This is a genomic window from Rathayibacter sp. VKM Ac-2804 (genome assembly GCF_009866655.1).
Classification (GTDB): Bacteria; Actinomycetota; Actinomycetes; order Actinomycetales; family Microbacteriaceae; genus Rathayibacter.
This window is the reverse complement of sequence record NZ_CP047420.1, coordinates 2793262-2817221: the sequence shown is the minus strand read 5'-3', so window position 1 is coordinate 2817221 and position 23960 is coordinate 2793262. Positions and strand designations below refer to the sequence as shown.

The following is a 23960-nucleotide window of genomic DNA, read 5'->3' as shown; positions in this document are numbered from 1 at the left end:
ATGGTGGGGTGCACCATGCTGATCGAGTAGCCCGCGGCGCGGGCGTATCGAGATCCACCTGAGCCCGTGCGTGCGGCGATCGATCGGTCACGTAGGGTCGTGCTCCGCGCGCTGACCGACCGCTCGTGACGGAGCGATGCCCGCGGACGTCAGTCCTGGGTCGCGAACGGCCACCAGGACGGCAGCAGGCGGCGGTACGCCGTGAGGTAGGTCTCCGGGGTGCGCGGGGCGGGGAGGCGCAGCCACGCCTCCATGAGTCCGGTCGAGCCGGCGGCGAGGAACGAGGCGGTGCCGTCCGCGAGGAACGGGGTGATGTCGTCGCCGTCGGGCAGCTGGAGCGTGCCGGTCTCGAGGGTGGCGAGCACGGCGGCGCGGAAGTGCAGCGCGAGCATCGCCCGGACGCCGGAGTCGCCGCCGGGAGCGTCGAACGCCCGCAGGTACAGGTCGCGGCGCGCCTCGAGGTGTCCGAGGATCCGCGCCGTGCCCTGCCGGATGGTCGCGTCGGTCGCCGCTCCCGCGCGAAGGGTGTCGAGATACTCGTCGCGGATCGCGTCGAGCTCGGCGGCGAGAGCCGCACAGAGCAGCTCGGCGGCCGAGGTGGCGTGCGCGTAGAAGGTGGAGCGGTTGACGCCGGCGCGGTCGGTGATCTCGGAGACCGTGAGGCTCGAGACCTCCCTGGCAGTCGCCAGATCGATGATGGCTCGGTGCAGGGCCACCTGCGATCGCTTCTGCCGCGCGTCCACTGCTGCTGCCTCCTGTGACGGGTCCTGCCGGCCGGTCCACCCGGTGGCCACCGCCCCCGAGATTCTACGTGCGCGTGGCGACGCTCGTTTTCACTCTCGGCCTCGCGATCCGCTAAGGTAGTCGAGTTGCCCGGGCCTCGGTCCGGACTGCCACGGGCTGTGGCGCAGCTTGGTAGCGCACTTGACTGGGGGTCAAGGGGTCGCAGGTTCAAATCCTGTCAGCCCGACAGAAAGCCCTGATGAGAGCATCTTCTCGTCAGGGCTTCGTCGTTCCTCCGGACGCCTCGCGAGCGTGACGCGGCCGCTCAGCGCAGGAGGGCCGCGACCTCTGCGAAGGCGGCTTCGCGTCGAGCCGCCCGCGCCGCCCGCTCGGCGGGGTCCTTCGTGAAGAGGGCCTGCGGCGAGGGGTGGAACGTGCGCACCACGGCCAGGCCGCGCTCGCGCTCGATGCCGGGGTGCAGGCGGAGCAGACGACGCCAGCCGTGGTCGGCATCGGCGCCCTGCAGCAGGACGACCTGGATGCTCGGCGCGAGGTCGAGCAGGTGCAGGACCGTCGGGATCCCCGCGTCGAGCTGATCAGCGGTCGGCGCCTTGCCGATGTACCAGGGGTAGGCGTTCCAGGGCAGAAGGTCGAACGGCGACAGTCCGACGTCCGTGAGGAGTCGCGACATCAGCTCGGCGGAGCCGTCGTCGTTCTCGGTGCAGAGGAAGCCGCTGCCGGCGCCGTCCCGAGTGCCGGGGCCGGGATCGCGCAGGATGCTCAACACTCGCGCCTCGGTGCCGCCGTGGAGGGGTGCGACGTAGGGGAGCCAGCCGCGCTCGTAGGGATTGCGCAGCTCGTCGATCCAGCGGTTGATCGGCGCGACGTGGGATGCGTAGCGCTGCTCCCACTGCTGTCGGCGGAAGTCGAGGTCGGCCATGGAGCGGGGCATGACTGCACCCTACGGCGGACGTCCGACTCCGCGGGTGCCCAGAGCCGCAGACGGCCCTGATCAGCGGGGGTTCAAGACTTCGGTGAACTGGGTCGGGAGCATCCTGCCGCCGACTCGCTGTGGTGAGGACAGCGGAATGGTGAAGGGATCGGAGCGGTGAGTGGGGAGGGTGCGAGCCTTCAGCTCTGCGACTCCTCCCGCTCGCGGAACCAGTCGTCGAGATCGACGCCGTTCACTCCGAAGAGTCGTGCTCTGTAGGCGTCGAGCTCGACCGCAGCTCGCTCTGCTGCGTCGAAGGCAGTCTTGCGTCGAGCTGCCACGGCCGCCGGCAGCAGCTTCAAGCTCGTGTCGTTCTGCCATTCGTAGTGAGCGAACGCGTTCCTTCGGTTCGCGACCGTCACGATGTCGGCACGCAACTGCTGCGGGAAATCCTCGTCGAACAGACGCTTCCAGGTCAGCCCGGTCTTCTCGGGAAGTGAGCGCCGCATGAGATCTATTGCCTCGTTCTCTGTGAGACCGAGCTGGATCGCACGGTCGCGAATGGCGAGGTTCACTGTGTGTTCGATGTAGAGGCCGTAGAAGACCAACGAGTACTCGTCCCTGCCCTCGAGGGAGAAGTTGCGGGCGTACTCGAGCGTCGAGGACCGGTGATCGATGGTGAACGTGAAGCCGGCACCTGCCTCGAAGTGCTCCCTCAGACGCGACATCGCGAGTCCGTAGACATCGGACGGACTCGTCACCGCCGGATCGACCTCGCCGGTCAGCACCATCCGTCGGGCGATCTCGCTGAGGAATGTCTCCACGACGCTGTGTGCGAGGTCCTCGAACTCGATCCGCGCGGACCTGTCGGACCCGATTCCTTCTTGGCTGGTCATCGCGTTCTCGAGGCAAAGCGTTGGGCACCGGACCCGCATGCGCCGGCCTGGCCAGCGAGTTCATCCAGATGTGCAGCGCATGCGACGTTCATCCGGACATCCTCACAGTCGCTCACCGTCGCGGCCCCCGCTGTCGCGTCATGCATCCTGGCTGGCGACGACCTATCCGGTGCGGTTCGATGCGTGCTGTGGCAATCGAGGTCAGCAGTCGTTCCCCGGATCGCCGGCGGGGCGAAGGAGTGCTCGTCTAGCGTCCGAGCTTCGCGTGGGAGCGGGAGTAGGCGAAGTAGATCGCGAAGCCGATGGCCAGCCAGATCAGGAAGCGGAGCCAGGTCTCGATGGAGAGGTTGAGCATCAGGTAGGTGCAGATCAGGGCGGAGAGGCCGGGGAGCCAGGGGTTGAGCGGGACGCGGAAGCCGCGCTTGAGTTCGGGGCGCTTGCGGCGGAGGACGATGACGCCGACGGAGACCAGGACGAAGGCGGAGAGGGTGCCGATGTTGACCATCTCCTCGAGGACGCCGATCGGGGTCAGGCCAGCCAGCAGGGCGACGATGATCGTGACGACGACGGAGGTGACCCACGGGGTGCGCAGGCGGGGGTGCACCTTCGCGAGGCGCTGGGGGAGAAGGCCGTCCCGCGACATCGCGAAGATGATGCGGGTGGCTCCGATGAGGAGGGTCAGCACGACGGTGGTGAGGCCGGCGACGGCGCCGGCGGAGATGACCGTCGCCATCCAGGTCTGGCCGTGGTAGGCGAAGGCGTTCGCCAGGGCGGCGGAGGGGTCGAGCTCGCGGTAGGGGACCATGCCGGTGACGACGAGGGCGACGGCGCAGTAGAGCACGGTGCAGATGATCAGCGAGGCGATGATGCCGATGGGCATGTCGCGCTGCGGGTTGCGGGTCTCCTCGGCGGTGGTCGCGACGACGTCGAAGCCGATGTAGGCGAAGAAGACCAGCGAGGCGCCGGCGATGATGCCGCCGACTCCGAAGGTCGCCGGCTCGATGCCGGAGAGGAATTGCAGCAGCGGCTGGGCGAGGCCGGACGCGGCCTGCGACGCCTCCGCGGGCGGGATGAACGGCGAGTAGTTGCTCGCGTTGATGAACTGCAGCCCGGCGATGATGACGAACAGCACGATGAAGAGCTTCACGGCGACCAGCACCAGGTTGACGCGCAGGGACTCCTTGATGCCGAAGGTCATCAGGGCGCCGAGCACGAGCACCAGCAGGATCGCGGGGACGTCGACGACGCCGCCGTAGGAGATCGCCTCCGGCAGGACGATGCCGAGCTGCCCGAGGAAGGAGCCCAGATAGGCACTCCAGCCCTGGGCGACCACGCTCGCTCCGAGGAACAGCTCGAGGATCAGATCCCAGCCGATGATCCAGGCGAAGAGCTCGCCGAGCGAGGCGTAGGAGAACGTGTAGGCGGAGCCGGAGACCGGCACCGTGGAGGCGAACTCCGCGTAGCACATGGCCGCGAGCGCGCAGGCGAAGGCGGCGACGACGAAGCTCAGCACGATCGCGGGGCCGGCGATGTCGTGCGCGGCGCGGCCGGTGAGCGTGAAGATGCCGGCGCCGATCACGACTCCGACGCCGAAGACGGTGAGGTCGAGGGCGCTCAGCGACTTCTTGAGGCGGGTCTCGGGCTCGTCGGTGTCGGCGATGGACTGCTCGACGGACTTGGTGCGGAGGAGGCTCACGGTGGTTCTCTCTGGTGAGGTGACGCGGTGTGCAGCGATTCGCGACGCGACGGCACTCCGGGAGACTAGCGGCGCGGCGGGCCGCGGCGTCAGTCCTCGCCGATGCCGGGTGGCGCTCCTGCGGCGGTGCCGCGGTCAGTCCGTCGCGAGCTCGTCCGTTGCTCGAGTACTGATCGTCCCGGGAGCGGGCGGTCCGGTGAAGACGGGGCCCCGGGTGACCGCCACCGTGACGTGAGAGGGCTGCGGCTGTCGGAGAAGAGAAAGGGATAGGGCTCTCCTGCCACCGGTGCCGCCCGGGAGGACGACGGGTGGGGAGACGGACGCCGCCGCTCCGGGTGCCGCCGCGCAGGCGGCGACGACGGGCGTCGACCACGCGGCGGCGAGAGCGGATCGTCGGGCGACTCCCGGTGTTCGAGCGGAGTCGGTTTCGTCCCGGTCGCCGGTGTGCTCCTCGAGCATGATGGTGCGACCTCTCGTCGGTGGGTGAAGACCACGTGGGTGATGGTCCCGGAGCTGCCCCTCACGGGAGTCGGAGGATCGGGCTCGGGGAGCGCTGCAAGCCTCCGGCGGCATCCCGCGGCGTAGCGCATCGGTGACGGCGAACGGCTGCTTTGGCGGGTTGTGCGAGCAGTCGCGCTCGTCGGGCGCGGCTGCGCTCCACGCCGCCCGGGTACGGGCGATGAGGCAGGGGATCTGCGTGGTGCGCTCTCGGGAGTGCGGGGCTAGCCTTCGACGCATGCACCGGATCTTCACGACGAGCGTCGCCTCCGTGTACCCGCACTACGTGGCGAAGGCCGAGCGGAAGGGGCGGACGAGGGCGGAGGTCGACGAGGTCATCGTCTGGCTGACGGGCTTCTCGGACGACGAGCTTCGCCGACACCTGGACGCCGGGACGACCTTCGAGGACTTCTTCGCTGCCGCGCCGATGAATCCGAGCACCGCGCTGATCACGGGCGTGGTCTGCGGCGTGCGCGTCGAGAGCATCGAGGATCCGCTGATGCAGAGGATCCGCTGGCTGGACAAGCTGGTCGACGAGCTGGCGAAGGGCAAGGCGATGGCGAAGGTGCTGCGCGGCTGATCCCGCTCTCAGCGCTGCGGGCCGCGTCGCGAGCGCGCAGCCTCGATGGAGGCGCCTCGCAGGCGAACGAGATGCTGCTGCCATCCCGCCTCGTGCTCGAGTCGGAGCCCTTCCTCTGCGCCGATTCTGATGAAGCCCTGCTCGGTCACGGTCACCGCCGCTCCTGCTGCGGCCGGCTCCACGGTGATCGCGACCGTCAGGAGGGCACTCCAGCCGGGCTCGGTCCACTCGAAGGACAGGTGCCTCGGAGGATCCACGGCGACGACACGGCCGAGCGCCTCGAAGGTGCGTCCGTCCTCCGTCCAGGTCTCGCGAAGCGGAGACCCGGACACCGCGTCGAACGCGAGCTCGGGCCACCAGGCCGACCGGTCGACGAGCAGACGCCAGACCTCAAGAGGTGTCACCGGAAGGTCGATCGCAGCTCGAGCGACGTCGTCGGTCAGCGCGCGCTCACTCACCACTGCCCGTGCTTCCGCCGTGTCCCTCGCCCGCTGCCGGTCGCGAACGCCCGGCCGGCGGCCCGCCGGCTTCCGCCGCGCCGGTGGGCGGCCCGCGGCGTCGGCGGACGGCCACCACGAGGAGGGCTATCGCTGCGACGACGACGAGCCAGGGGAGGAGGAAGCCGATGCCGACCAGGGCACCGTTCGCCGCCGCGACCAGCCCGCTCCAGCCGGCGAGGAGGCCGTCGAGGAAGCCGGTGGGCTCGGCCGTGACGGGCGACGACTCCGGAAGGACGGTGACCGTGAGGGTCGCCAGCGACACCTGTGCCTCCAGGGCGGCGAGCTGCTGCTCGGCGGACTCGAGCGACGCCTGACGATCGGCGAGGGCGGACTCCGCCGCGAGGAGGTCGGTGAGGCTGCTGGCCTGGGCGATCAGCTCGGTCAGCCGGTCGACGGAGGCCTGGGCGGCGTCGACCTGAGCGCGGAGGTCGATCGCCTGGGTGGTCACGTCGCGCCGGTCGATCGACGAGCCGGTCATCGCGCCGAGGGTGGCCAGCGAGTCGCGGGCCTCGGCGAGCCGGTCGGCGGGGACGCGGATCAAGACGGTTCCCGCGCCCTCGGGGAGCGGCGCGGGGCGGTACGGGTCGATCGCCGGATCGACGCCGACCGCTGATCCAGAGGCGCTGGAGCCCGTGCTGGAGCTCTCGACGTACCCGCCGAGCTCGGTGGCGGTCGCGCTGAGCGCGGCGATCGCGTCGGCGACGGAGCCGGCCTCGAGCGTCGCGCTCGCCGTCGAGACGACCTCCCGGCCCGTCGCCTCGGCGGACGAGTCGCCCGGTGCCTCCGCGGAGCCCTGTGCGGAGCCGTCGGCGAACTGCGGTGCGGATTCCGCACCCGACTGTCCGGAGTCGGCTCCTCGCTCCTCGCTCGAGGACCCTGCCGCGCTCGAGGCGGACCCCGCTCCGGCGCCGCCTCCGACCAGCGGGCCGACCACGACGGCCAGCAGGAGGAGACCCGCGGCGACGCTCCCGATCGTCGCGACGCGGCGCCGACGAGCTCCCCGCTCGCGCCGTGCGGCGCCGATGGAGCGGAAGACGCGCGCCTCGAGTGCCGAGACGCGGTCGTCGTCGAGGGCGTCGAGCTCGGGCGCTGGACGATCGGGCACCTGAGGATCCGGGCCGGGAAGATCGGCGGACTGGATCCCGCGGCTCCGCGCATCGGTGGGTTCGATCATGACGTCTCGGCTCCTCGGAAGTCGTCGACCACCAGGCGGAGGCGTCGGCGGACACGGGACAGGCGGTTGCGGACGGTGGCGTGCGAGACGCCGAGGGTGAGCGCGGCCTCCTCGTACCCGCGGCCCTCCGTCGCGCAGAGGCGGAAGATCGCGCGATCGAGCTCGGCGAGCCCGGCCGTCTCGCGGAGGATCGCCTCGGCGAGCGCGGCGGTGACGATCTGCTGCTCGAGGTCCTGCGGGGAGGGCGTCTCGTCGTCGGCCTCGACGGTCTGCTCCCGGTCGCTGCGGCGGGAGCGCAGACGGTTGGCCGCCTGGAAGCGGCAGATCGTCGCGAGCCAGGGGAGCAGGGAGTCGCTGACCAGCTCGAGCCCGCCGAGCCGGCTCCAGGCGAGGACGAAAGTCTCCTGGGTGACGTCCTCCGCGTCGCGGGGGTCGCGGAGGACGCCGTGGGCGAGCCAGTAGACAGGGCGGACGTAGGCGCGGTAGAGGGTGCGGAAGGCGAGCTCGCTGCCCGCGGCCGCACGGCGGACGAGCGCCGCGTCGGTCTCCTCGGACGGCGTCCCCGACACCGGAGCAGCCGTCGTTCCCCCGAGAGGCGTGCTCTCCTGCGTGGGCGTCATCCGCGGACCTCCTTCCCTCTCACTCTGACAGTGTCGGGTGGGCGCGGATCGTCTCAGAATCCGATCGGGCCGGCGACAGGGCCATCGGACGAGGGGGTCATCGGACCGAGGAGAGATCGGGGATCACGATCTGCTGCAGCGCCCAGGTGTTGCCGTCGGGATCGGCGAAGTACACGAACTCGCCCCAGGGCTGCGAGTCGACCTCGGACACCTCCGCACCCCGGGCCAGCAGCTCCTCGCGGGCCGTCGCCGCGTCCGCGACGACCATCTGCAGGCCCTTCTGCGAGCCGGGCGCCATCTCGGTGACGCCGATGCCGAGGACGATCGAGCAGGCCGAGCCGGGTGGCGTCAGCTGCACGAAGCGCAGGCCCTCGTGCACCGTGTGGTCGTGGTCGGCGTTGAAGCCGATCCGCTCGACGTAGAACTGCTTCGCGCGATCGACGTCGGTCACAGGGACAGCGACGAGCTCGAGCTTCATGTCCATGGTGTCTCTCCTTCTTCGGGTCTTCGGGGCGCCCGGCCGGGCTCTCGGGGACGACGCTAGAGCGGCATCAGGCCGGTTCTCGTCCTGATTCCGGAGCAGGATGGCGTCATGGCTGCGACCACCTCCCGCGCACTCGCTCTGCTCGACCTGCTGCAGACCCACCGGCAGTGGTCGGGGCCGGTCCTCGCCGCGCGGCTCGGCGTGACGGAGCGGACGCTGCGCCGCGACGTCGAGCGGCTGCGCGAGCTGGGCTACACGGTGGCGGCGACCCGCGGCGCGCTCGGCGGCTACCGGCTCGAGGCGGGGACTCGCGTGCCTCCGCTGCTCCTCAGTGACGACGAGGCCGTGGCCGTCGCGGTCGGGCTGCGGCTCGCGGCGGACGAGGGGCTCGCCGACGGCGAGCGCACGACGCTGAGCGCCCTGGCGAAGTTCGAGCAGGTGCTGCCGGGGGCCCTGCGCGAGCGGGTCAACGCGGTCGGCGGCGTGCTCCGCTCCGTGAGGCCGCGCACCGCGTCGATCCCGCCGGAGATCCTCGGGCGGATCGCGCTGGCCTGCCGCGACCACGAGCGGCTCCGCTTCCACTACGTCGCGGCGGACGGAGCGGAGACCGACCGCGTCGTCGAGCCGCACGCGGTCGTGTCCACCCGCCGCACCTGGGTGCTGGTCGGCTGGGACCGGCAGCGCGAGGACTGGCGGACGTTCCGGCTCGACCGGGTGAGCCGGCTCCTCGAGACGCGCGTGCACTTCGAGCCCAGGAGGCTCCCGGAGGACGGCGCCGCGGCGTTCGCGGCCTCGACCGGACGGACGACGCGCTACGAGCTGACCGTCGATCTGGCGCTGCCGCTCGAGGAGATGGTGCGGGTCTTCGGGCGGTGGTCGGCAGGAGCGGCGGCGCTCGACGGTCGGTGGACGCGGTGGCCGGTGGAGGCGGAGACGGTGGCCGGTCTGCTCGCGGCGCTGGTGTGGATCCCGGAGGGTGTGGAGCACCGGATAGAGGGGGATCCGGGCACGCGCGCGGCGGTGCGCGCGGCTCTCGAGCGGATGCACGCCGCGGCCTCGCGCTGAATCGGTCCCCTCCACAGCGGAGGAGATGCCGCGGCTCTCCACGGATCCGCGGCCCCGCCGCCGCGGCCGCCGCGGCGAGGACGACAGTGTCCGTCATGACTCGCACCGATCGCCTCGCCACCGCCCGCCACAGCCCCTCCCGGGAGCCGGAGCTCCTCTGTGTGAGCGGGCTTCCCGACCTCCTCGCCGCCGTTCCATCGATGATCGGCCTCCATCCGGAGGAGGCCCTCGTGGTCGTCCCGTTCCTCGGGAACCGGAGCGGCGGCGGCTTCCGCTTCCCGATCCCCGAGCGCCTGCGCCGCGCCGAGATCGACCAGCTGGCGGGCAGGTGCGTGCGCTTCACCGCGTCGATCCCGCGGGCCACCGCGGTGCTCGCGATCGTCTACACACGGCGGAGCTACGAGAGTGCGCGCGGCATCCCGCTGCTCGATCTCGGTCGCGCCGTCCTGCGGAGGCTGGAGCGGACCGACCTCGGGATCGTCGACGTGGCCTGCGTCGCCGCCGACGGGTGGGGACGCTACACCTCGGCCGAGGAGACGCGCGCGCCGCGCCCGCTCGCCGAGATCGAGGGGAGCGAGACCGGTGTCCTCGCCCGCGCGGCGGCTCCCGAGCCGCTGGACGTGTCGGCGCTCGCCGCACTGCCGACGGTCTCCGACGCCGATCGCGCGGCCGTCGCCGCGATCGTGCGCCGTCCCGCCGCGGGCGCGCTCGACGTGATCGGGCTGGTCGAGCGCTGGCTGCACGGTCCTCCCGCCCCGCGTCAGGAGGCGACGATCATCCGGGTGCTGCAGTCCCCGCCGCTGCGCGATCAGACGACCCTGCAGATCGCGCTCGGCAGCGAGGCGGCGTTCGAGGAGCGGCGGCGTCAGAGGCGGCTCGAAGGGGAGCAGGCGCGCACCGGCCGGACGATGGACGAGCTCGTCGAGGGCGACATCCACGCGGGGCTCGAGGATGCGCACGACCTGGTCTCCGCGTCGCTGATGATGGGGACGGGCCCCGGCCCGGATCCCGAGCGGACCGAGCGCGCGGCGGGTCGGCTCGCCCGGGCGGCTGCGCTCGCGCCCGTCGAGGCTCGTCCTCCGGTGCTGACCGTCCTCGCCTGGTGCTGGTGGGCGCTCGGCGTCTCCTCGGTCGCCGCCCGGCACCTGGAGGAAGCTCTCCGGATCGATCCGCACTACTCGATGGCGAAGCTCCACTGGTCCGTGTTCGAGATCCGAGCCGTTCCCGACTGGGTGCTCGACGGGGCCGCCCGTTCACTGGATCGCGCGGCGGCACGTCCTCGAGCGCGCTGATCGGCACATCCGTCAGGATCGGCGGAACGCGGTGCTTCCCCGGGGCGCATCGGAGGACTAATGTGCAACCAAATGGTTGTGCATGTGGAGGACGGGATCGAGGTCGACCGCCTGTTCCGGGCGCTGGCGGACGGGACGCGTCGCGACATCGTCGCCCGGGTGCTGGAAGCGGAGCAGTCGGTGTCGGCACTCGCGGCGCGCTACGAGATGTCGTTCGCCGCTGTGCAGAAGCACGTCGCCGTGCTGGAGCGGGCGGAGCTCGTCCGCAAGCGCCGGAGCGGACGGGAGCAGCTCGTGCGCGGAGAGGTCGCCTCGCTCAGAAGGGCGGCGCGACTCCTCGAGGCCTACGAGCAGCTCTGGCGCGACCGCGTCGACCGCATCGCCGACGTCCTCGCCGAGGACGAGGTGCGACCACCGGAGGATCGAAGGAAGGGACGTGCACGATGACCGTCGTGGAGTCCGTCAAGGACATCGAGAACCTGACCATGACCATCACCGCCGAGTTCGAGGCGCCCGTCGAACGGGTCTGGCGGATCTGGGTGGACCCGCGGCAGCTCGAGCGCTGGTGGGGTCCGCCGACCTGGCCTGCCACCTTCGAGACGCATGAGGCGACCGAGGGCGCGCGCAGCAGCTACGTGATGACAGGGCCGGACGGCGAGAAGGCCCGCGGCTACTGGGTGGTGACGAAGGTGGAGGAGCCGACGCGGTTCGAGTTCGACGACGGCTTCGCCGATGCGGAGGGGCGTCCGGACGACTCGATGGGGGTCACCCACGCCGTCGTCACCCTCGTCGAGGTGGACGGACGCACCCGGATGACCGTCCGCTCCTCCTTCGAGACCCTCGAGCAGCTCGAGCAGATGGTGCAGATGGGGATGGAGGAGGGCATGAACCAGGCGATGGGGCAGATCGACGCGCTGCTCGCGGAGTGAGCGGGGCGGCTGCCGAGGTCTCCGGCGTGCGTCCTCTCCGTCCTGCCGCGTCGTCTCAGTCCTGCGGCGCCGAGTCGGTGAGGTCGGCGGCGTAGGCGGCGACCGAGCGCCGGTAGCGCGGCAGGGCGGGTGCCAGTGCCTCGAGGGCGGTGCGCAGCGCCTCGTCTGTGCGACCGGCGCTGTGCAGGGCCAGCGCGAGGAAGACCTGGCGGGCCGCCCCGATGGACGGGTGCGGCTCGGTCTCGGAGAGGAGGGCGATCGCCTCATCGATCCGGCCGAGATTCCGCAGGGTCGAGGCGTACTGGATGCTCAGCCGGGCGAGGCGCTCGCCGTCGAGACCGGAGGCGACCGCGCGCTCGTACTCCTCGGCCGCCTCCGCCTCGTGTCCGGCGCTGTCGAGGGCGCCGCCGAGCTCGAAGTGCGCGACGCCGTCGGTGCCGGGGTAGCGCGCGGCGAGGACGCGCATCCGCTCGACGACCCCGTCCGGATCGTCCAGGCCGTCGAGCCGGTCGACGGCGCGCTGCCAGAGGACGAGGTCGTCGGCCGCGTCGTCCTCAGGAGCCGAGCCGAGCTCTTCGAACAGTGTCAGCTGGAGGCCGTCGGGCGCGCGCAGGCGGGAGTTGAGCGAGTGCCACGGCGTCTCCCGAGGGTCGGCGACGAGCTCGGCGCCCGCGCCGGCGAGGGCCGAGGTGATGGTGGCGGCGTCGTCGACCTCGAACGCGACGCGGAGAGGGTCGCTCGTCTCACCCTCCGCCTCGATACGGTCGATCATGCGGACCTGCGGCGCGTTCGCCAGCTCGAGCGTGGCGACGCCCGCCTCGAGGATCGCGACGCGGGCATCGCCGTCGCCCTCGAAGGCCGCGCGCTCGGTCAGGCCGAGGGTGTCGCGGTAGAAGCGGAGCGCGGCGTCGACGTCGTCCACCTGGACGACCAGGCGCAGCTGACGGACGGCGGGAGGAGTGGAGGCGGTCACGCCTCGACGCTAGCGGTCGGCGGTGCCGGGGGCCGGGTCTCGATGCGCCGTCCTCCGGACCGATGCTCGACCAGCAGGGGGATCCCCGTCGAGGCCCCGCTGACAGGGGACCGCTCGACGCCTCGCATCGGCCTCCTGATGCTGGTCGAGCAGCTCCGCAGGGGCGTATCGAGACCCGGCTCCTCCACGAGGAAGGGTCTGCAGACACTCCTTCGGAGGACGGCGGATCTCGACGCGCCCGCTTCGCGGGCTGCTCGATCACCATCTGTGCGGCTGCGCGGGTGCTCGGGAGAGCAGTCGTCAGGAGGCGGTGTCGCTCGACGCCGTGGGGGAGTCCGGGGCGGTGAGGGTCTCGCCGGCGGTGCCCTCGACGTCGGCGGCCTTGGCGCGGCGTCCGGCCTCGATCACGACGGTGGAGGCGGCGGCGCCGGCGACGAGGGCGAAGAGGGCCCAGCCGGCGCCCCACTTCCGCTTCCCGACCAGCCCGTCGAAGGAGAGCGCACCCGGGCCGTCGGCCACGATCGCGGTCGCGGCGGCAGCGAGCAGGCCGTTGTACTCCCAGCCTCCGCCGCTGTTCCAGAGCCCGTTGGACCAGTGCACCTTGCGGACGGCCGTCACCATGGTCGCGATGAGCCCGGCCGCCGCGACGGGCGTCGCGAGGCCCAGGGCGAGCGCGGCGCCGCCGGCGGTCTCGGTGACCGCGGCCGCGACCGCGTTGCGGCGAGCGGGGTGCAGCTCGAGGCTCTCCATCATCTGCTCGGTGCCGTCGAGACCGGGCCCGTCGAACGAGCCGCGGAGCTTCTGCAGACCATGTCCGATGAACAGACCGCCGACGGTGAGACGGAGAACGAGCGAGCCGACCTTCATGGGGACCTCCGGGAGGGGTGGGGTGGTGCGGAACGTGTAGAGCGAGCGTCGCGGCTGGACCGGGCCGGGTCAAGGGGTCGCGCGTGGCGCGAGCATCGGGCAGGAGAGCTCTAGGCGGTCAACCGGTTCGCCTCCTATGATCGGACGAGATCGACTCGAAGGAGAGCACGCATGACCGGACGCCTCACTGGCAAGACCGCCCTCGTCACCGGAGCCGGCTCCGGCATCGGCCGGGCCGTGGCGGAGCGCTTCGCACGCGAGGGCGCCCGGGTCGCCTTCACGGATCGCGACCTCGCGGCAGCGCAGGACGCGGCGGCCGCCTTCCCGGACGCCGTCGCCGTCCAGCTCGACGTCTCGGACGAGAGCAGCGTCGAGCAGGCCTTCGCCCGTCTGGCCGCCGACGGCTTCGCGGTCGACGTGGTCGTCGCGAACGCGGGGGTGCAGCTGTTCGGGCAGGACGCGAAGATCGCCGACCTCGACCTCGACGTCTGGCGCCGCACGATCGACATCAACCTCACCGGCACCTTCCTCACCGTCAAGCACGCCGTCCGCGCGCTCCTCGGCCGCGGCGGCTCGATCGTCCTCACCGGCAGCCCGACCGGGCTCAACGGCGAGGGTCAGGACTTCACCGCCTACAGCAGCTCCAAGGCCGGCATACACGGCCTCGCCCGCACCGTCGCGGCGGCCTACGCGGGGGAGGGGATCCGCGTCAACACGGTCGTCCCCGGCTACACCGAGACCCCGCTGGTGACCGCCATCTCCGGCGACGCCGAGGCCCGCGCGGCGATCACCTCGCGCATCCCGCTCGGCCGCCCCGGCTGCGCCGCGGACGTGGAGGGCATCATGGTCTACCTCGCCAGCGACGAGTCGAGCTACGCCACCGGCGCTCTCTTCCGCGTCGACGGCGGCATGACCACCCTCTGATCGTGGCCGCGATCGAGATCCGGCCGTCCCCGCCGTCGGTCCCCGCCGGGCTCCTCCAGGCGGCGGAGCGCGACGAGCGGACGGTGCACTGCGGTCCGTGGTCGCTCCGGTACTCGGACGGCCGCCTGGACGACATCCGCTTCGGGGCGGCGCGGATCCTCCGCGGGGTCCGCGTCGTCGTCCGAGACGAGGACTGGGGGACGTTCGGGACCGTCCGCGCGGCCCTCGACGTCGAGGGCGGCGCGCTGGTCGTCGACGGCGAGAGCGCCCAGGGCGAGGCGCATGTCGCGTGGGCCCTGCGCGCCGCGTTCTCCGACGACTCGCTCTCGGTCGAGCTCGAGGCGCGCGCGAGCACCCCCTTCCTCCGCAACCGCCTGGGGCTGATCGTGCTGCACGGCGTCGAGAGCGCCGGAGCGCCTCTGGAGGTGCGCCACCCGGACGGCAGCGCCGAGCGCGTCGCCTTCCCCGACCGGATCGCGCCGCACCAGCCCGCGCAGGACCTCGCCGGACTCGCCTGGACCGCCGACGGAGTCCCCGTCGAGCTGACCCTCGAGGGCGACGTGTTCGAGACGGAGGACCAGCGGAACTGGACCGACGCGTCGTACAAGACCTACTCGACGCCGCTGAGCCTCCCGTTCCCGGTGGCGGTCGCCGCTGGGGAGGTCGTCCGGCAGAGCCTGCGGATCGACTGCGCCGGTGCGACGCCGACCGCTGCCGACGAGGCGACCGCGACCGTCTGCACCCTCCGCGCGGGTGGCGCCGGCCACCCGCTGCCCGAGATCCGCACCTCGGCCGCGAGTGCGCCGACCGCCCTCCGGCCCGACGCCCGGCCTCCGCTCGCCCTGCTGGTCGAGTGCGACGTCCGCTGGGCCGGCTGGCGTCGCGCCCTGCAGCGCGCGATCGAGGACGCCGGCGGACGACCGATCGACCTGCGCATCGTCGCCGCCCTTCCCGGCGACGTCCGCGCGGTCCTCGACGAGCTCGGCGACGCGCCGCTCGCCCGGCTCGGGGTCTTCGCCGCCCGGGGCCACCGCAGCACGCCCGAGCTGCTCGCGGAGGGACGCCGGGTGGCGGCCGAGCGCGGCATCGAGGTCGTCGGCGGCGTCCGCTCGCACTTCACCGAGCTCAACCGCGGTGCCGATGCGCTCGCGAAGGTGGACGCACCGCTCGCCTTCAGCATCACCCCGTTCATGCACGACCGGTCGGGCCACCAGCTCGTCGAGTCGATCGCCGTGCAGCGCACGGTGGTCCGCGACGCGGCGGCGATCGCGGACGGCCGCCGCCTGCACCTCGGGCCGATCACCCTCGGTGCGCGGATGAACGCCGTGTCGACGTCGCCGTTCGACCCCGGCGCCGCCGACATCGACCGCTCCGGCTACGGTCCGGAGGCCGTCCCGGGCGCGACCGACGAGCGCCAGCACGCGCCCGAGCTGGCGGCCTGGGTCGTCGGCAGTCTCGCCGCGCTCGCTGTCCCGGCCGTCGACTCCCTCGCCTACTTCGAGCAGTGGGGCCCGCGCGGGATCGCCGCGGCGACGGGCGTCTCACCGGCGGGCACCGTGCTCCAGTGGGCGGCGGACCTCGTCGGCTCGCCGCGACTCGAGGTGGACGCGCCGGGGCTGGTCGCGCTCGGAGCGGTCGCACCGGGCGGCCGCGTGGTGCTGCTCGGCAACCTGGGCGGCGTCGCGGTGGCGGTCGATCCGGCCGGGATCGAGCACTGGGAGTCGGCCGGGACGGTGGGGAGAGAAGCGTTCGTGCTCGAGCCCGGTGGCGCTGCGCGCGCACTGCTGACGGAGTAGGGGCCAGCGAGGCCGACGTCCCGGGCGCCGCGGTCGCACCCGGCGCAGACGTCTCGCAGCCTTCGACCGACGTGCGGCGACAGAGGACCGTGCCGACCACACAGTGGTGAGGAGCCGTCGGTACCGTCGTCAGCGGCGCGCGAGCGCGGGACCCCCGCCCGCGCCGCGCGCCCCTGATCGAGAGGTCCTCCGTGAAGCACCGACGCCGCGCCCACCTGACCGCCGCTCAGTCCGCACTGGCTCTGTCCGCACTGGCGCTGTCCGGTCTGCTGGCACTCTCCGGCTGCTCCGCCCCGGCGGACGAGGGGAGGACCGACGAGACGACCTCGCCGCTGACGGACTACCTCGGCTCGCTCTACGGCGGCGACGTCTCGCCCGAGGAGCAGGAGGAGAAGTACCGGGAGGAGGACCGGGCGCGGGAGGAGCTCGTCGCGACGTGCATGCAGGAGGCGGGCTTCGAGTACACCCCGAGCGTGCAGTCCGCGTCGTACTCCTCGGACGACGACGCGTACGAGCCGGACGACCGCGGGTGGGTCGCGCAGTACGGCTACGGCGTCGTCGACTCTCCCGGCCGCTACGACTCGGCCGAGCCGGAGGACGACTACGTCGACGCCAACGCCGACTACTACGACAGCCTCTCGGAGTCCGAGCAGGCGGCGTTCTCCGAGGCGCTGCACGGCCCGCCGGAGCCGGAGGACGTCGCCGCCTCCGACGACGAGTCGTACGAGTACGACTGGACGACGGCGGGCTGCTACGGCGCCGCCTCGCACGAGCTGGAGGAGGAGGACCCGACCTCCGGGGAGGAGCACGAGCCGGTGCTCGACGCGCTGACCGAGTTCTACTCGGAGCTGCCGTCGGTCCCCGAGCTGGCGGATCTCGACGCGGCCTGGTCCTCCTGCCTGAGCGATGCCGGCTACCCGGGCTTCGCGACCCGGTTCGACGCCGTGAACTCGATCACCGAGAAGGCGTCGGCGGTCTGGGCGTCAGCCGACGACCAAGGGATCGAGCCGACCGATCCGAAGCTCGTCGCCGTGAAGGACGAGGAGATCGAGCTCGCACTCGCCGACCTGGACTGCCGGGAGAAGACCGACTACACGGCGGTGCACAAGAAGGTCCAGGACGCACTGGAGCAGCAGTTCATCGACGACCACCGGACCGAGCTGGACGCGCTGAAGGCCGCCGCCGAGCAGGGCGAGTAGATGCGCGTCCCCCGTCGCCCGGGCTCGTCCGATCCGTCCGGTCCGACGCCGTCCGATCCGACGCCGACCGATCCGACGCCGACCGATCCGCTCGACCTCCTCGCGGCCGCCGGAGCCGCCGACGGCTCCGACGGCGCCGAGACCGAGGCGGGGACTCGCCGGGGCCGGTTCGCCGCTCTGGCCGCCGTCGTCTCGCGCAACCGCGTCCTCTGGATCGTGGCCGCCGCCGCGCTCCTGAGCCTGGTCGCGGGCCTGCTCGTCGGGAGGCTCGTGGTGTCGCCCGCCGAGGCCGCCGCGAACGCGGAGCCGCCCGCCCCCGGTCTGATCACCGCGCCCGTCGCGTTCGGCGAGCTGAGCAACGACGTCACCCTCCGGGGCGAGGTGCGCTACGCGGACGCGGTCGAGGTGAGCATCGACACGACGTCGATCCAGGGCGCCGCGGTGGTGACCGGTCAGGTCCCCGCGGCCGGCGCCGAGCTCTCGCCGCTGTCGATCGCCCTGGAGATCGCGGGCCGCCCCGTCATCGTCCTCCCCGGCGATCTGCCGGCCTACCGGACCCTGAGGTTCGGGGTGTCCGGGCCCGATGTGGTGCAGTTCAAGACGGCGCTGCGCGGTCTCGGGATCGACGCCGGCGACCCTGCCGACGACGTCTTCGACGAGACGGCCGCGAACGCGGTCACCGAGCTCTACGCCCAGGCCGGCTACGCGGCGCCCGTGACGCAGGAGGACGGCGAGGACGTCGTCCGCGCCGCCCAGGAGACGCTGCGGTCGGCGGAGCAGGGACTCGTCGCCGCGCAGAAGGATCTCGACACGGCTCGGGCGGGCTCCTCGCCGGTCGAGGTGCGCGAGGCCGACAACGCGGTCGCCAGCGCTCGACGCGAGCTGGAGGCCGCCCGCGCGGCCGAGCCGCCGGACGCCCTCCGCATCGCGGACCTCGACGACGCACTCGGGCTCGCCGAGCTCAGGCGGGCCCAGCTGGGCGCGAGCACCGATCCGGGCGCCCAGCGCGCCGCCGTGGAGTCGGCGCAGTCCCAGGTGACGCAGGCGCAGGAGGACCTCACCCGGGCCCGCCAGTCCGTCCTGCCGGCGCTCCCCGCGGGCGAGGTGCTGTTCCTCACCTCGCTGCCCCGGCGGGTGGACGAGGTCACCGCCAAGCGCGGCAGCGTCCTGTCGGGCGCGGCGATGACCGTCTCGGGCGCGCAGCTCGAGCTCTCCGGATCCGCCGCCGAGGCCGATGCACGCCTGCTCTCGGTCGGGCAGAAGGCCTCGTTCGAGCTGCCGGACCGCACCTCCCACGGCGCCGTCGTCTCGGGAGTCGATCCCGCGAAGGACGGCAAGGGGCGCTGGACGGTGACGCTGACCCCCGATCCGCTCTCGCCGGAGCAGATCGAGCAGCTGCGCGACGCCAACGTCAAGGTCACGGTCGCGGTCGGCGCGACGGAGGGCGCCGTGCTCTCGGTCCCGGTCGCCGCGCTGTCCGCGGGCTCCGGCGGCGAGAGCCGGGTCGAGGTCGTCGACGGCGACCCGCGCGACCCCGGCGCACCCACCCGCCTCGTCGTCGTCAGCACCGGTCTCGCCGCGAAGGGAGCGGTCGAGGTCTCGCCGGTGGACGGGGCGCTCGACGAGGGCGATCCGGTCGTGGTCGGCCGGTGACCGCTCCGCTCGTCGAGCTGCGGGACGTCACGCGCTCCTTCCCCGGACCGCCCGAGGTGCAGGCGCTGAAGGGGGTGAGCCTGCGGATCGAGGAGGGCGACTACGTGTCGATCGTCGGCCCCAGCGGCTCCGGGAAGTCGACGATGCTGAACATCCTCGGTCTCCTCGACCGTCCCAGCGTCGGCGAGTACCGCCTCGACGGTGCGCTGACCGGGGCGCTGGACGAGGACACCCGCGCGGCCGTGCGCGCGCAGCGCATCGGGTTCGTGTTCCAGTCCTTCCACCTGCTGCCGAGGCGGACCGTGCTCGAGAACGTGATGCTGCCGATGCTGTACAGCGGGACCCCGCGCGCCGACCGCGAGGCGCGGGCCCGGGACGCCCTGCTCCGGGTCGGTCTCGGGCACCGCCTCGGCTTCCTGCCGACGATCCTCTCCGGCGGCGAGCGCCAGCGGGTCGCCGTGGCACGAGCGGTCGTCGCGCGGCCGAGCCTCCTCCTCGCCGACGAGCCCACCGGGAACCTGGACGGCTCGACCACCGAGGACGTCATGCGGCTCTTCGAGGACCTGACGGACACCGGACTCACGCTCGTCGTGATCACGCACGACCTCGCCGTCGCGCGGCGGGCCCGCCGCTGCCTCCGCATCGCCGATGGACGGATGCAGGAGGTGACGGCGTGAGCGCGGTGCGCGCGGCGCTCCGCAGCCGGTTCGGGCGACGGCGGCACCGGTCGGCGCGCACGTCTCCGCTCCTGCGGCCCGTCCGCCGCGCCGACCGCTTCACCGCCGCCGACCTGCTCGCCGAGGCGACCTCGGACATCGGGACGCGACCCGCCCGGCTGGTGATGACCCTCCTCGGCACGGTGCTCGGCATCGGCGCCCTCGTCGCCACGATCGGCTTCGCGCAGACGACCGCGGGCCAGCTCGCCCGCCGGTTCGACGCGTTCGCCGCCACCCAGGTCGTCGTGCAGCCGGCCGAGGCGGAGAACTCCAACGGCGACAGCGTCGCCACCGGGCGGCTGCCCTGGGACGCCGTCGACCGCGTCCGCCGCCTCGCCGGTGTCGAGCAGGCGGCGGTCGTGGGCGAGGTGTCGCTGCGCGAGGGGGCGAGCATCACCGCGGTGCCCGTCAACGACCCGTCGGCACCCGCCGCCGCTCCGCCGCGGCTGTTCGCCGCCTCCGCGGATCTCCTCGACACTCTGGAGGGCGACGTGACCGCCGGGCGGATGTTCGACTCCGGCCACGACGCCCGCGCCGACCGCGTCGTCGTCCTCGGCGCCCGCGCGGCGGAGCGGCTCGGGGTGGAGCGCGTCGACTCCCGGCCCTCGATCCTGATCGACGGCGTCGCCTACTCGGTCCTCGGGCTCTTCGCCGACGTCCACGCGCGCGCCGAGCTGCTCGACGCGGTCGTCCTCCCCACGGGCACCGCGCGGGCGGACTTCGCGCTCGCGGCTCCGGGCGACCTGCAGGCGCGCATCGACATCGGAGCCGGGCCCCAGGTCGCGGCGCAGGCACCGCTGACCCTCGCTCCCGACGCCCCCGACTCCGTCTCCGTCTCGGCGCCCGGCGGCCGATCGGACCTCGCCGGCGACGTGCGCGCCGACGTCGACCTGGTGTTCCTCATCCTCTCGGTGGTGGTGCTGCTGGCAGGCGGCGTCGGCATCGCCAACGTGACCACGCTCTCGGTGATGGAGCGCGTCGGCGAGATCGGCCTCCGGCGTGCCCTCGGCGCCACGCGGCGGAGGATCGCGCAGCAGTTCGTCGTCGAGTCGGCGGTGATCGGCCTCCTCGGCGGGCTGGTCGGTGCGGCGACCGGTGTCCTCGCGGTGCTCTCGGTCTCCGTCGCCCAGCAGTGGACCCCGGTGCTCGACCCCGGCGTCGCGTTCGGCGGCGCGCTCCTGGGCGCCCTGATCGGGCTGCTGGCGGGCAGCGTGCCGGCGCGGCGGGCCTCGCGGATCGAGCCGATCGCGGCCCTCCGCGGGACCTGAGCCCCGGCCCCGACGAGCTGGGGCTCCGGTTCAGCCGAGCAGCGTGTAGGTCGAGGCGTCCAGGTACACGGTGCTGTCCGTGCAGACCTCGATCGCGGCGGGTGCGCGGACGGCGGCGTCGGCCGCGTCGATCACCTCGGCCACCAGGAAGGCCGACGTCGCGGTCGGGCAGCCGAAGGCGCCGGGGGCGTGCCAGGCGACCCGGACGTCCGCCTGGGCCGCCGGAGCGAGGGGGAGCAGGCCGGACGGGTTCGGGCCGTCGGCGGAGGCGACCGCGCCGAGGCGGCTGCCGTCGGCCCCGGCGGCGTAGACCCCGGGGATGCCGGCGAGCGTGCAGGTCCGGTCCGTCGTGTTCGTGAAGATCAGGTCGAAGGCGCTGCTGCCCGCGCCGGACGCCTCGGGATCGGCGCGGTACTCGAGCGAGAGGTCGCTCCCGACGCAGCGGGCGGTCGCGGGCTCGGGTGCGGGAGGCTGCTCGGTGGCCGGCACCGGGGCGGGGGTCTCCGGCACCGGAGCCGCCGTCGGTGCGACGGTCGGCTCCGCGGTCGGAGCGGTCGACGCGGGGGCCGTCGCCGTCGCGGAGGGTGTGACGGGCGGCGTGGCCGAGGCCGTCGCCGTCGCGCTCGGTCGCGGCAGTGGCGAGGTGGAGGAGGCGATGTCGGCGCGCCCCGCGCAGCCGGTCACGAGGAGCCCGACGGCGGCGAGGCTCAGGGCCGCCGCGGCACCGCGGCGCAGGAGGTCGTTCATGGGCCGAGTCTGCCACTGCGGGGCGCGGTCGGCTGCCCCCGGATCGGCGGCGTCCCGATCGGCGGCGGCGGTTCGGCGCCCGCGGATCAGCTCCCGGTGTCCGCCAGTCTCCGCGAGGCCGTGCTCATGTGCGCCTCCATCGCGCGCGCGGCGGCGGCCGGGTCGCGCGCCTCGATCGCCTCGAGCACGGCACGGTGCTCGGTGAAGGCGTCGCGGGCCTGCTCCGGGCTGCTGAGCGCGCGCTCGACCCAGAGGCGCAGCAGCGAGCGGATGGTCTGCAGCAGGTCGCGCAGCACCACGTTCTCGGCGCTGAGGGCGATCTGCAGGTGGAAGCGCACGTCGGCCTCGACGAAGGCCGCGATGTCGTCGAGGTGCGACTCCATCGCCTCGAGGTGCGCGTGCAGCCTGGCCAGTCCCTCGTCGTCGATGCGGAGCGCCGCCAGCATCGCGGCCTGCACCTCCAGACCACTGCGCACCTCGATCAGCTCGGCCGTGCGCCCCGCCGAGAGCATCAGCCCCCAGCTCAGCGTCGTCGGCAGCAGCTCGGAGGTGCTGTCGCGCAGGTAGGTGCCGGAGCCGGGGCGCACCGTGACGATGCCGAGGATCTCGAGCGCCGCGAGTGCTTCCCGCACCGCGGACCGGCCGACGCCGAGGCTCTCGGCGAGCTGGCGCTCCGGGGGGAGGCGGGACCCGGGCACGAGGTCGCCGCGGGTGAGCAGCGAGGTGAGCTGCTTGGCGACCTCGGCGACGGCGGTGCCGCGGGGGAGGACCTGCAGCTCCAGGCGCACGAGGGACGGGTCGTCTTCGGGGTACGCCGGCATGCACCGACCGTAGCAACCGCGCCATCGACCGGCCCGCAGCGACGCGACCGAGGAACCGGTTGACAACTCCACCCCCGCACGGCATCCTCTAATTGGTCAACCGGTCAGCCAATTCCCCCGAAGGCGGCCTGAGCCACATCGCACCACCCAACACAGTCGTTGACACGGATCAGGAGATCGACGTGGACCTTCCCTCCCGCACAGGCGGAACCGCGACGGCGGACGCCGCCGTCGAGAAGAGCGCCATCAGGAAGGTGTCGATCCGGCTCGTGCCGTTCGTCGCCCTGATGTTCTTCATCAACTACCTCGACCGCACGGCCATCGGCTTCGCCGCGCCGAACGGCATGGAGGCCGACCTCGCGCTCTCGGCGGCCCAGTTCGGCTTCGCCTCGGGCGTCTTCTTCATCGGCTACATCCTGCTGGAGGTGCCCAGCAACCTCGCGCTGCACCGCTTCGGCGCCCGCCGCTGGCTCGCCCGCATCATGGTCAGCTGGGGCATCGTCGCGCTGCTGTTCACCTGGGTGCAGAACTTCGAGCAGCTGGTCGCCCTGCGCTTCCTGCTCGGGGTCGCCGAAGCCGGCTTCTTCCCCGGCGCGATCCTCTTCCTCAGCCTCTGGGTGCCGGCCAAGCACCGCTCGAAGATCCTCGCGCTCTTCTACCTGGCGCAGCCGCTCACCACGGTCATCGGCGCCCCGCTCGCGGGCTTCCTGATCGAGCAGGACGGCATCCTCGGCCTCGAGGGCTGGCGCTTCATGTTCCTCGGCGTCTCGCTGCCCGCGATCATCGTGGGTGTCATCGCGTGGTTCTACCTCAAGGACAAGCCCTCCGACGCGAAGTGGCTGACCCGCGAGGAGCAGGTCTGGCTGACCACCGCGCTGCAGCGCGAGGAGGACGTGAAGACCAAGGGCGTCACGACGCACCCCAAGATGTCCTCCGCCTTCAAGAGCGGCCGCGTCTGGATGCTGAGCTTCGTCTACTTCGGCTTCATCTACGGCCTCTACGCCCTCGCCTTCTTCCTGCCCACGATCATCGAGGGCTTCCAGGAGCAGTACGGCACCACCTTCGGCATCTTCGAGAAGGGCCTGATCACCGCGATCCCCTACGTGCCCGCGGCCATCGCCCTCTACCTGTGGTCGCGCGACGCCACCCGCCGCGGCGTCCGCACCTGGCACATCGTGATCCCGGCGATCGTCGGCGGCCTGAGCATCCCGCTCGCGCTCTTCGCCGGCTCGCCGGCGGCCACGATCGCCGTCATCACCGTCACCGCGATGGCGATCTTCTCGGCCCTGCCCAACTTCTGGACCTTCCCGACCCGGTTCCTCACCGGGGCGGCGGCCGCGGCCGGCATCGCGCTGATCAACACGATCGGCAACCTGGCCGGGTTCTCGGCCCCGTACATCACCGGCGCCCTCCGGGACGCGACCGGCGGCTACGAGGTCCCGATGGTCATCGTCGGCTTCTTCCTGCTGCTCTCCGCGGTGCTGATGTCCCTCCTCGCCCGCCGCTACAAGGACGCACCGCTCGACGCCCCCAGCGTCGACGTGATCGCGCACTGAGCACCCGCACGACCCGCTGACCGCCCGACGCTGGCCGCCCCTCCTCGAACAG

At 72.7% G+C, this 23960-nt stretch carries 24 protein-coding genes and 1 tRNA gene; 13 read left to right on the top strand and 12 right to left on the bottom strand.

Annotated elements, in window-relative coordinates; translation table 11 throughout:
- Nucleotides 1-149: 149 nt before the first annotated feature.
- Entirely contained in the window at nucleotides 150-716 is a 567-nt protein-coding gene (locus GTU73_RS13240) for a TetR family transcriptional regulator (RefSeq protein ID WP_160090188.1), read from the bottom strand.
- Between the two features lie 180 nt (nucleotides 717-896).
- On the opposite strand from GTU73_RS13240, the gene GTU73_RS13235 reads away from it, so the two are divergent.
- Nucleotides 897-970: transfer RNA gene (locus tag GTU73_RS13235), tRNA-Pro, on the top strand.
- A gap of 78 nt (nucleotides 971-1048) precedes the next feature.
- Here GTU73_RS13235 and GTU73_RS13230 read toward each other — a convergent pair.
- The 3 genes from GTU73_RS13230 to GTU73_RS13220 all read right to left on the bottom strand — a co-directional run bounded on the left by GTU73_RS13230 (nucleotide 1049) and on the right by GTU73_RS13220 (nucleotide 4246).
- Nucleotides 1049-1675, bottom strand: a complete 627-nt coding sequence (locus GTU73_RS13230) for a uracil-DNA glycosylase (RefSeq protein ID WP_160090186.1) — start codon at nucleotides 1673-1675, stop codon at nucleotides 1049-1051.
- Between the two features lie 179 nt (nucleotides 1676-1854).
- Nucleotides 1855-2550, bottom strand: a complete 696-nt coding sequence (locus tag GTU73_RS13225; protein WP_160090184.1) for a hypothetical protein — start codon at nucleotides 2548-2550, stop codon at nucleotides 1855-1857.
- Nucleotides 2551-2797: 247 nt separating this feature from the next.
- On the bottom strand, nucleotides 2798-4246 hold the full coding sequence (locus GTU73_RS13220) for an amino acid permease (protein WP_127887021.1): 1449 nt from the start codon (nucleotides 4244-4246) through the stop codon (nucleotides 2798-2800).
- A 736-nt stretch (nucleotides 4247-4982) separates the two neighbouring features.
- Here GTU73_RS13220 and GTU73_RS13215 point away from each other — a divergent pair.
- On the top strand, nucleotides 4983-5324 hold the full coding sequence (locus GTU73_RS13215; RefSeq protein ID WP_160090182.1) for a DUF2200 domain-containing protein: 342 nt from the start codon (nucleotides 4983-4985) through the stop codon (nucleotides 5322-5324).
- A gap of 8 nt (nucleotides 5325-5332) precedes the next feature.
- Here the strand turns inward: GTU73_RS13215 and GTU73_RS13210 are convergent, their stop codons facing one another.
- The 4 genes from GTU73_RS13210 to GTU73_RS13195 form a co-directional block, all read right to left on the bottom strand.
- Nucleotides 5333-5728 carry an SRPBCC domain-containing protein gene (locus tag GTU73_RS13210; RefSeq protein WP_160090180.1) on the bottom strand — a complete coding sequence of 132 codons (396 nt, stop codon included), beginning with the start codon at nucleotides 5726-5728 and terminating at the stop codon, nucleotides 5333-5335.
- Nucleotides 5729-5774: 46 nt separating this feature from the next.
- On the bottom strand, nucleotides 5775-6998 hold the full coding sequence (locus tag GTU73_RS13205) for a DUF4349 domain-containing protein (RefSeq protein ID WP_160090178.1): 1224 nt from the start codon (nucleotides 6996-6998) through the stop codon (nucleotides 5775-5777).
- Entirely contained in the window at nucleotides 6995-7618 is a 624-nt protein-coding gene (locus GTU73_RS13200; RefSeq protein ID WP_160090176.1) for an RNA polymerase sigma factor, read from the bottom strand. Before GTU73_RS13200 ends, GTU73_RS13205 begins: the two co-directional genes overlap by 4 nt.
- 97 nt (nucleotides 7619-7715) lie before the next feature.
- Complete coding sequence (locus GTU73_RS13195; protein WP_160090173.1) at nucleotides 7716-8102, bottom strand: VOC family protein; 387 nt, start codon at nucleotides 8100-8102, stop codon at nucleotides 7716-7718.
- Nucleotides 8103-8210: 108 nt separating this feature from the next.
- On the opposite strand from GTU73_RS13195, the gene GTU73_RS13190 reads away from it, so the two are divergent.
- The 4 genes from GTU73_RS13190 (at nucleotide 8211) to GTU73_RS13175 (ending at nucleotide 11388) form a co-directional block, all read left to right on the top strand.
- Nucleotides 8211-9167, top strand: a complete 957-nt coding sequence (locus GTU73_RS13190) for a YafY family protein (RefSeq protein ID WP_160090171.1) — start codon at nucleotides 8211-8213, stop codon at nucleotides 9165-9167.
- A 95-nt stretch (nucleotides 9168-9262) separates the two neighbouring features.
- Nucleotides 9263-10459 carry a DUF4192 family protein gene (locus GTU73_RS13185; RefSeq protein WP_160090169.1) on the top strand — a complete coding sequence of 399 codons (1197 nt, stop codon included), beginning with the start codon at nucleotides 9263-9265 and terminating at the stop codon, nucleotides 10457-10459.
- A 72-nt stretch (nucleotides 10460-10531) separates the two neighbouring features.
- Nucleotides 10532-10906 carry a metalloregulator ArsR/SmtB family transcription factor gene (locus GTU73_RS13180; RefSeq protein WP_160090167.1) on the top strand — a complete coding sequence of 125 codons (375 nt, stop codon included), beginning with the start codon at nucleotides 10532-10534 and terminating at the stop codon, nucleotides 10904-10906.
- Nucleotides 10903-11388 carry an SRPBCC domain-containing protein gene (locus tag GTU73_RS13175; RefSeq protein ID WP_160090165.1) on the top strand — a complete coding sequence of 162 codons (486 nt, stop codon included), beginning with the start codon at nucleotides 10903-10905 and terminating at the stop codon, nucleotides 11386-11388. The genes GTU73_RS13180 and GTU73_RS13175 overlap by 4 nt, the downstream gene beginning before the upstream one ends.
- A gap of 55 nt (nucleotides 11389-11443) precedes the next feature.
- Here the strand turns inward: GTU73_RS13175 and GTU73_RS19360 are convergent, their stop codons facing one another.
- Both GTU73_RS19360 and GTU73_RS13165 read right to left on the bottom strand, forming a co-directional pair.
- On the bottom strand, nucleotides 11444-12361 hold the full coding sequence (locus GTU73_RS19360) for a tetratricopeptide repeat protein (RefSeq protein WP_160090163.1): 918 nt from the start codon (nucleotides 12359-12361) through the stop codon (nucleotides 11444-11446).
- Between the two features lie 300 nt (nucleotides 12362-12661).
- Nucleotides 12662-13228 carry a DoxX family protein gene (locus tag GTU73_RS13165; protein ID WP_160090161.1) on the bottom strand — a complete coding sequence of 189 codons (567 nt, stop codon included), beginning with the start codon at nucleotides 13226-13228 and terminating at the stop codon, nucleotides 12662-12664.
- Between the two features lie 171 nt (nucleotides 13229-13399).
- Between GTU73_RS13165 and GTU73_RS13160 the strand changes: the two genes are divergently transcribed.
- The 6 genes from GTU73_RS13160 to GTU73_RS13135 all read left to right on the top strand — a co-directional run bounded on the left by GTU73_RS13160 (nucleotide 13400) and on the right by GTU73_RS13135 (nucleotide 20784).
- Nucleotides 13400-14152 (top strand): SDR family NAD(P)-dependent oxidoreductase, encoded by a 753-nt coding sequence (locus GTU73_RS13160; RefSeq protein ID WP_160090159.1) that lies wholly within the window; start codon nucleotides 13400-13402, stop codon nucleotides 14150-14152.
- A 2-nt stretch (nucleotides 14153-14154) separates the two neighbouring features.
- The gene (locus GTU73_RS13155) at nucleotides 14155-15948 is read left to right on the top strand and encodes a hypothetical protein (RefSeq protein WP_160090157.1); all 1794 of its coding nucleotides are present in this window, start codon (nucleotides 14155-14157) and stop codon (nucleotides 15946-15948) included.
- Nucleotides 15949-16139: 191 nt separating this feature from the next.
- On the top strand, nucleotides 16140-17147 hold the full coding sequence (locus GTU73_RS13150) for a hypothetical protein (RefSeq protein WP_160090155.1): 1008 nt from the start codon (nucleotides 16140-16142) through the stop codon (nucleotides 17145-17147).
- A complete protein-coding gene (locus GTU73_RS13145; RefSeq protein ID WP_160090153.1) occupies nucleotides 17148-18800 on the top strand; it encodes a hypothetical protein in 1653 nt (550 codons plus the stop codon).
- Entirely contained in the window at nucleotides 18797-19477 is a 681-nt protein-coding gene (locus GTU73_RS13140) for an ABC transporter ATP-binding protein (protein ID WP_160090151.1), read from the top strand. The genes GTU73_RS13145 and GTU73_RS13140 overlap by 4 nt, the downstream gene beginning before the upstream one ends.
- Complete coding sequence (locus GTU73_RS13135) at nucleotides 19474-20784, top strand: ABC transporter permease (RefSeq protein WP_347877737.1); 1311 nt, start codon at nucleotides 19474-19476, stop codon at nucleotides 20782-20784. Before GTU73_RS13140 ends, GTU73_RS13135 begins: the two co-directional genes overlap by 4 nt.
- A 30-nt stretch (nucleotides 20785-20814) precedes the next feature.
- Here GTU73_RS13135 and GTU73_RS13130 read toward each other — a convergent pair whose 3' ends face one another.
- Together GTU73_RS13130 and GTU73_RS13125 are read right to left on the bottom strand one after the other, a co-directional pair.
- Nucleotides 20815-21531: a DUF4232 domain-containing protein gene (locus GTU73_RS13130; protein WP_160090149.1), complete on the bottom strand. Its 717-nt coding sequence runs from the start codon at nucleotides 21529-21531 to the stop codon at nucleotides 20815-20817.
- An 86-nt stretch (nucleotides 21532-21617) separates the two neighbouring features.
- Complete coding sequence (locus tag GTU73_RS13125; RefSeq protein ID WP_160090147.1) at nucleotides 21618-22352, bottom strand: FadR/GntR family transcriptional regulator; 735 nt, start codon at nucleotides 22350-22352, stop codon at nucleotides 21618-21620.
- A gap of 182 nt (nucleotides 22353-22534) precedes the next feature.
- Here GTU73_RS13125 and GTU73_RS13120 point away from each other — a divergent pair, with 182 nt between their 5' ends.
- A complete protein-coding gene (locus GTU73_RS13120) occupies nucleotides 22535-23908 on the top strand; it encodes an MFS transporter (protein WP_160090145.1) in 1374 nt (457 codons plus the stop codon).
- Nucleotides 23909-23960 lie beyond the last annotated feature (52 nt).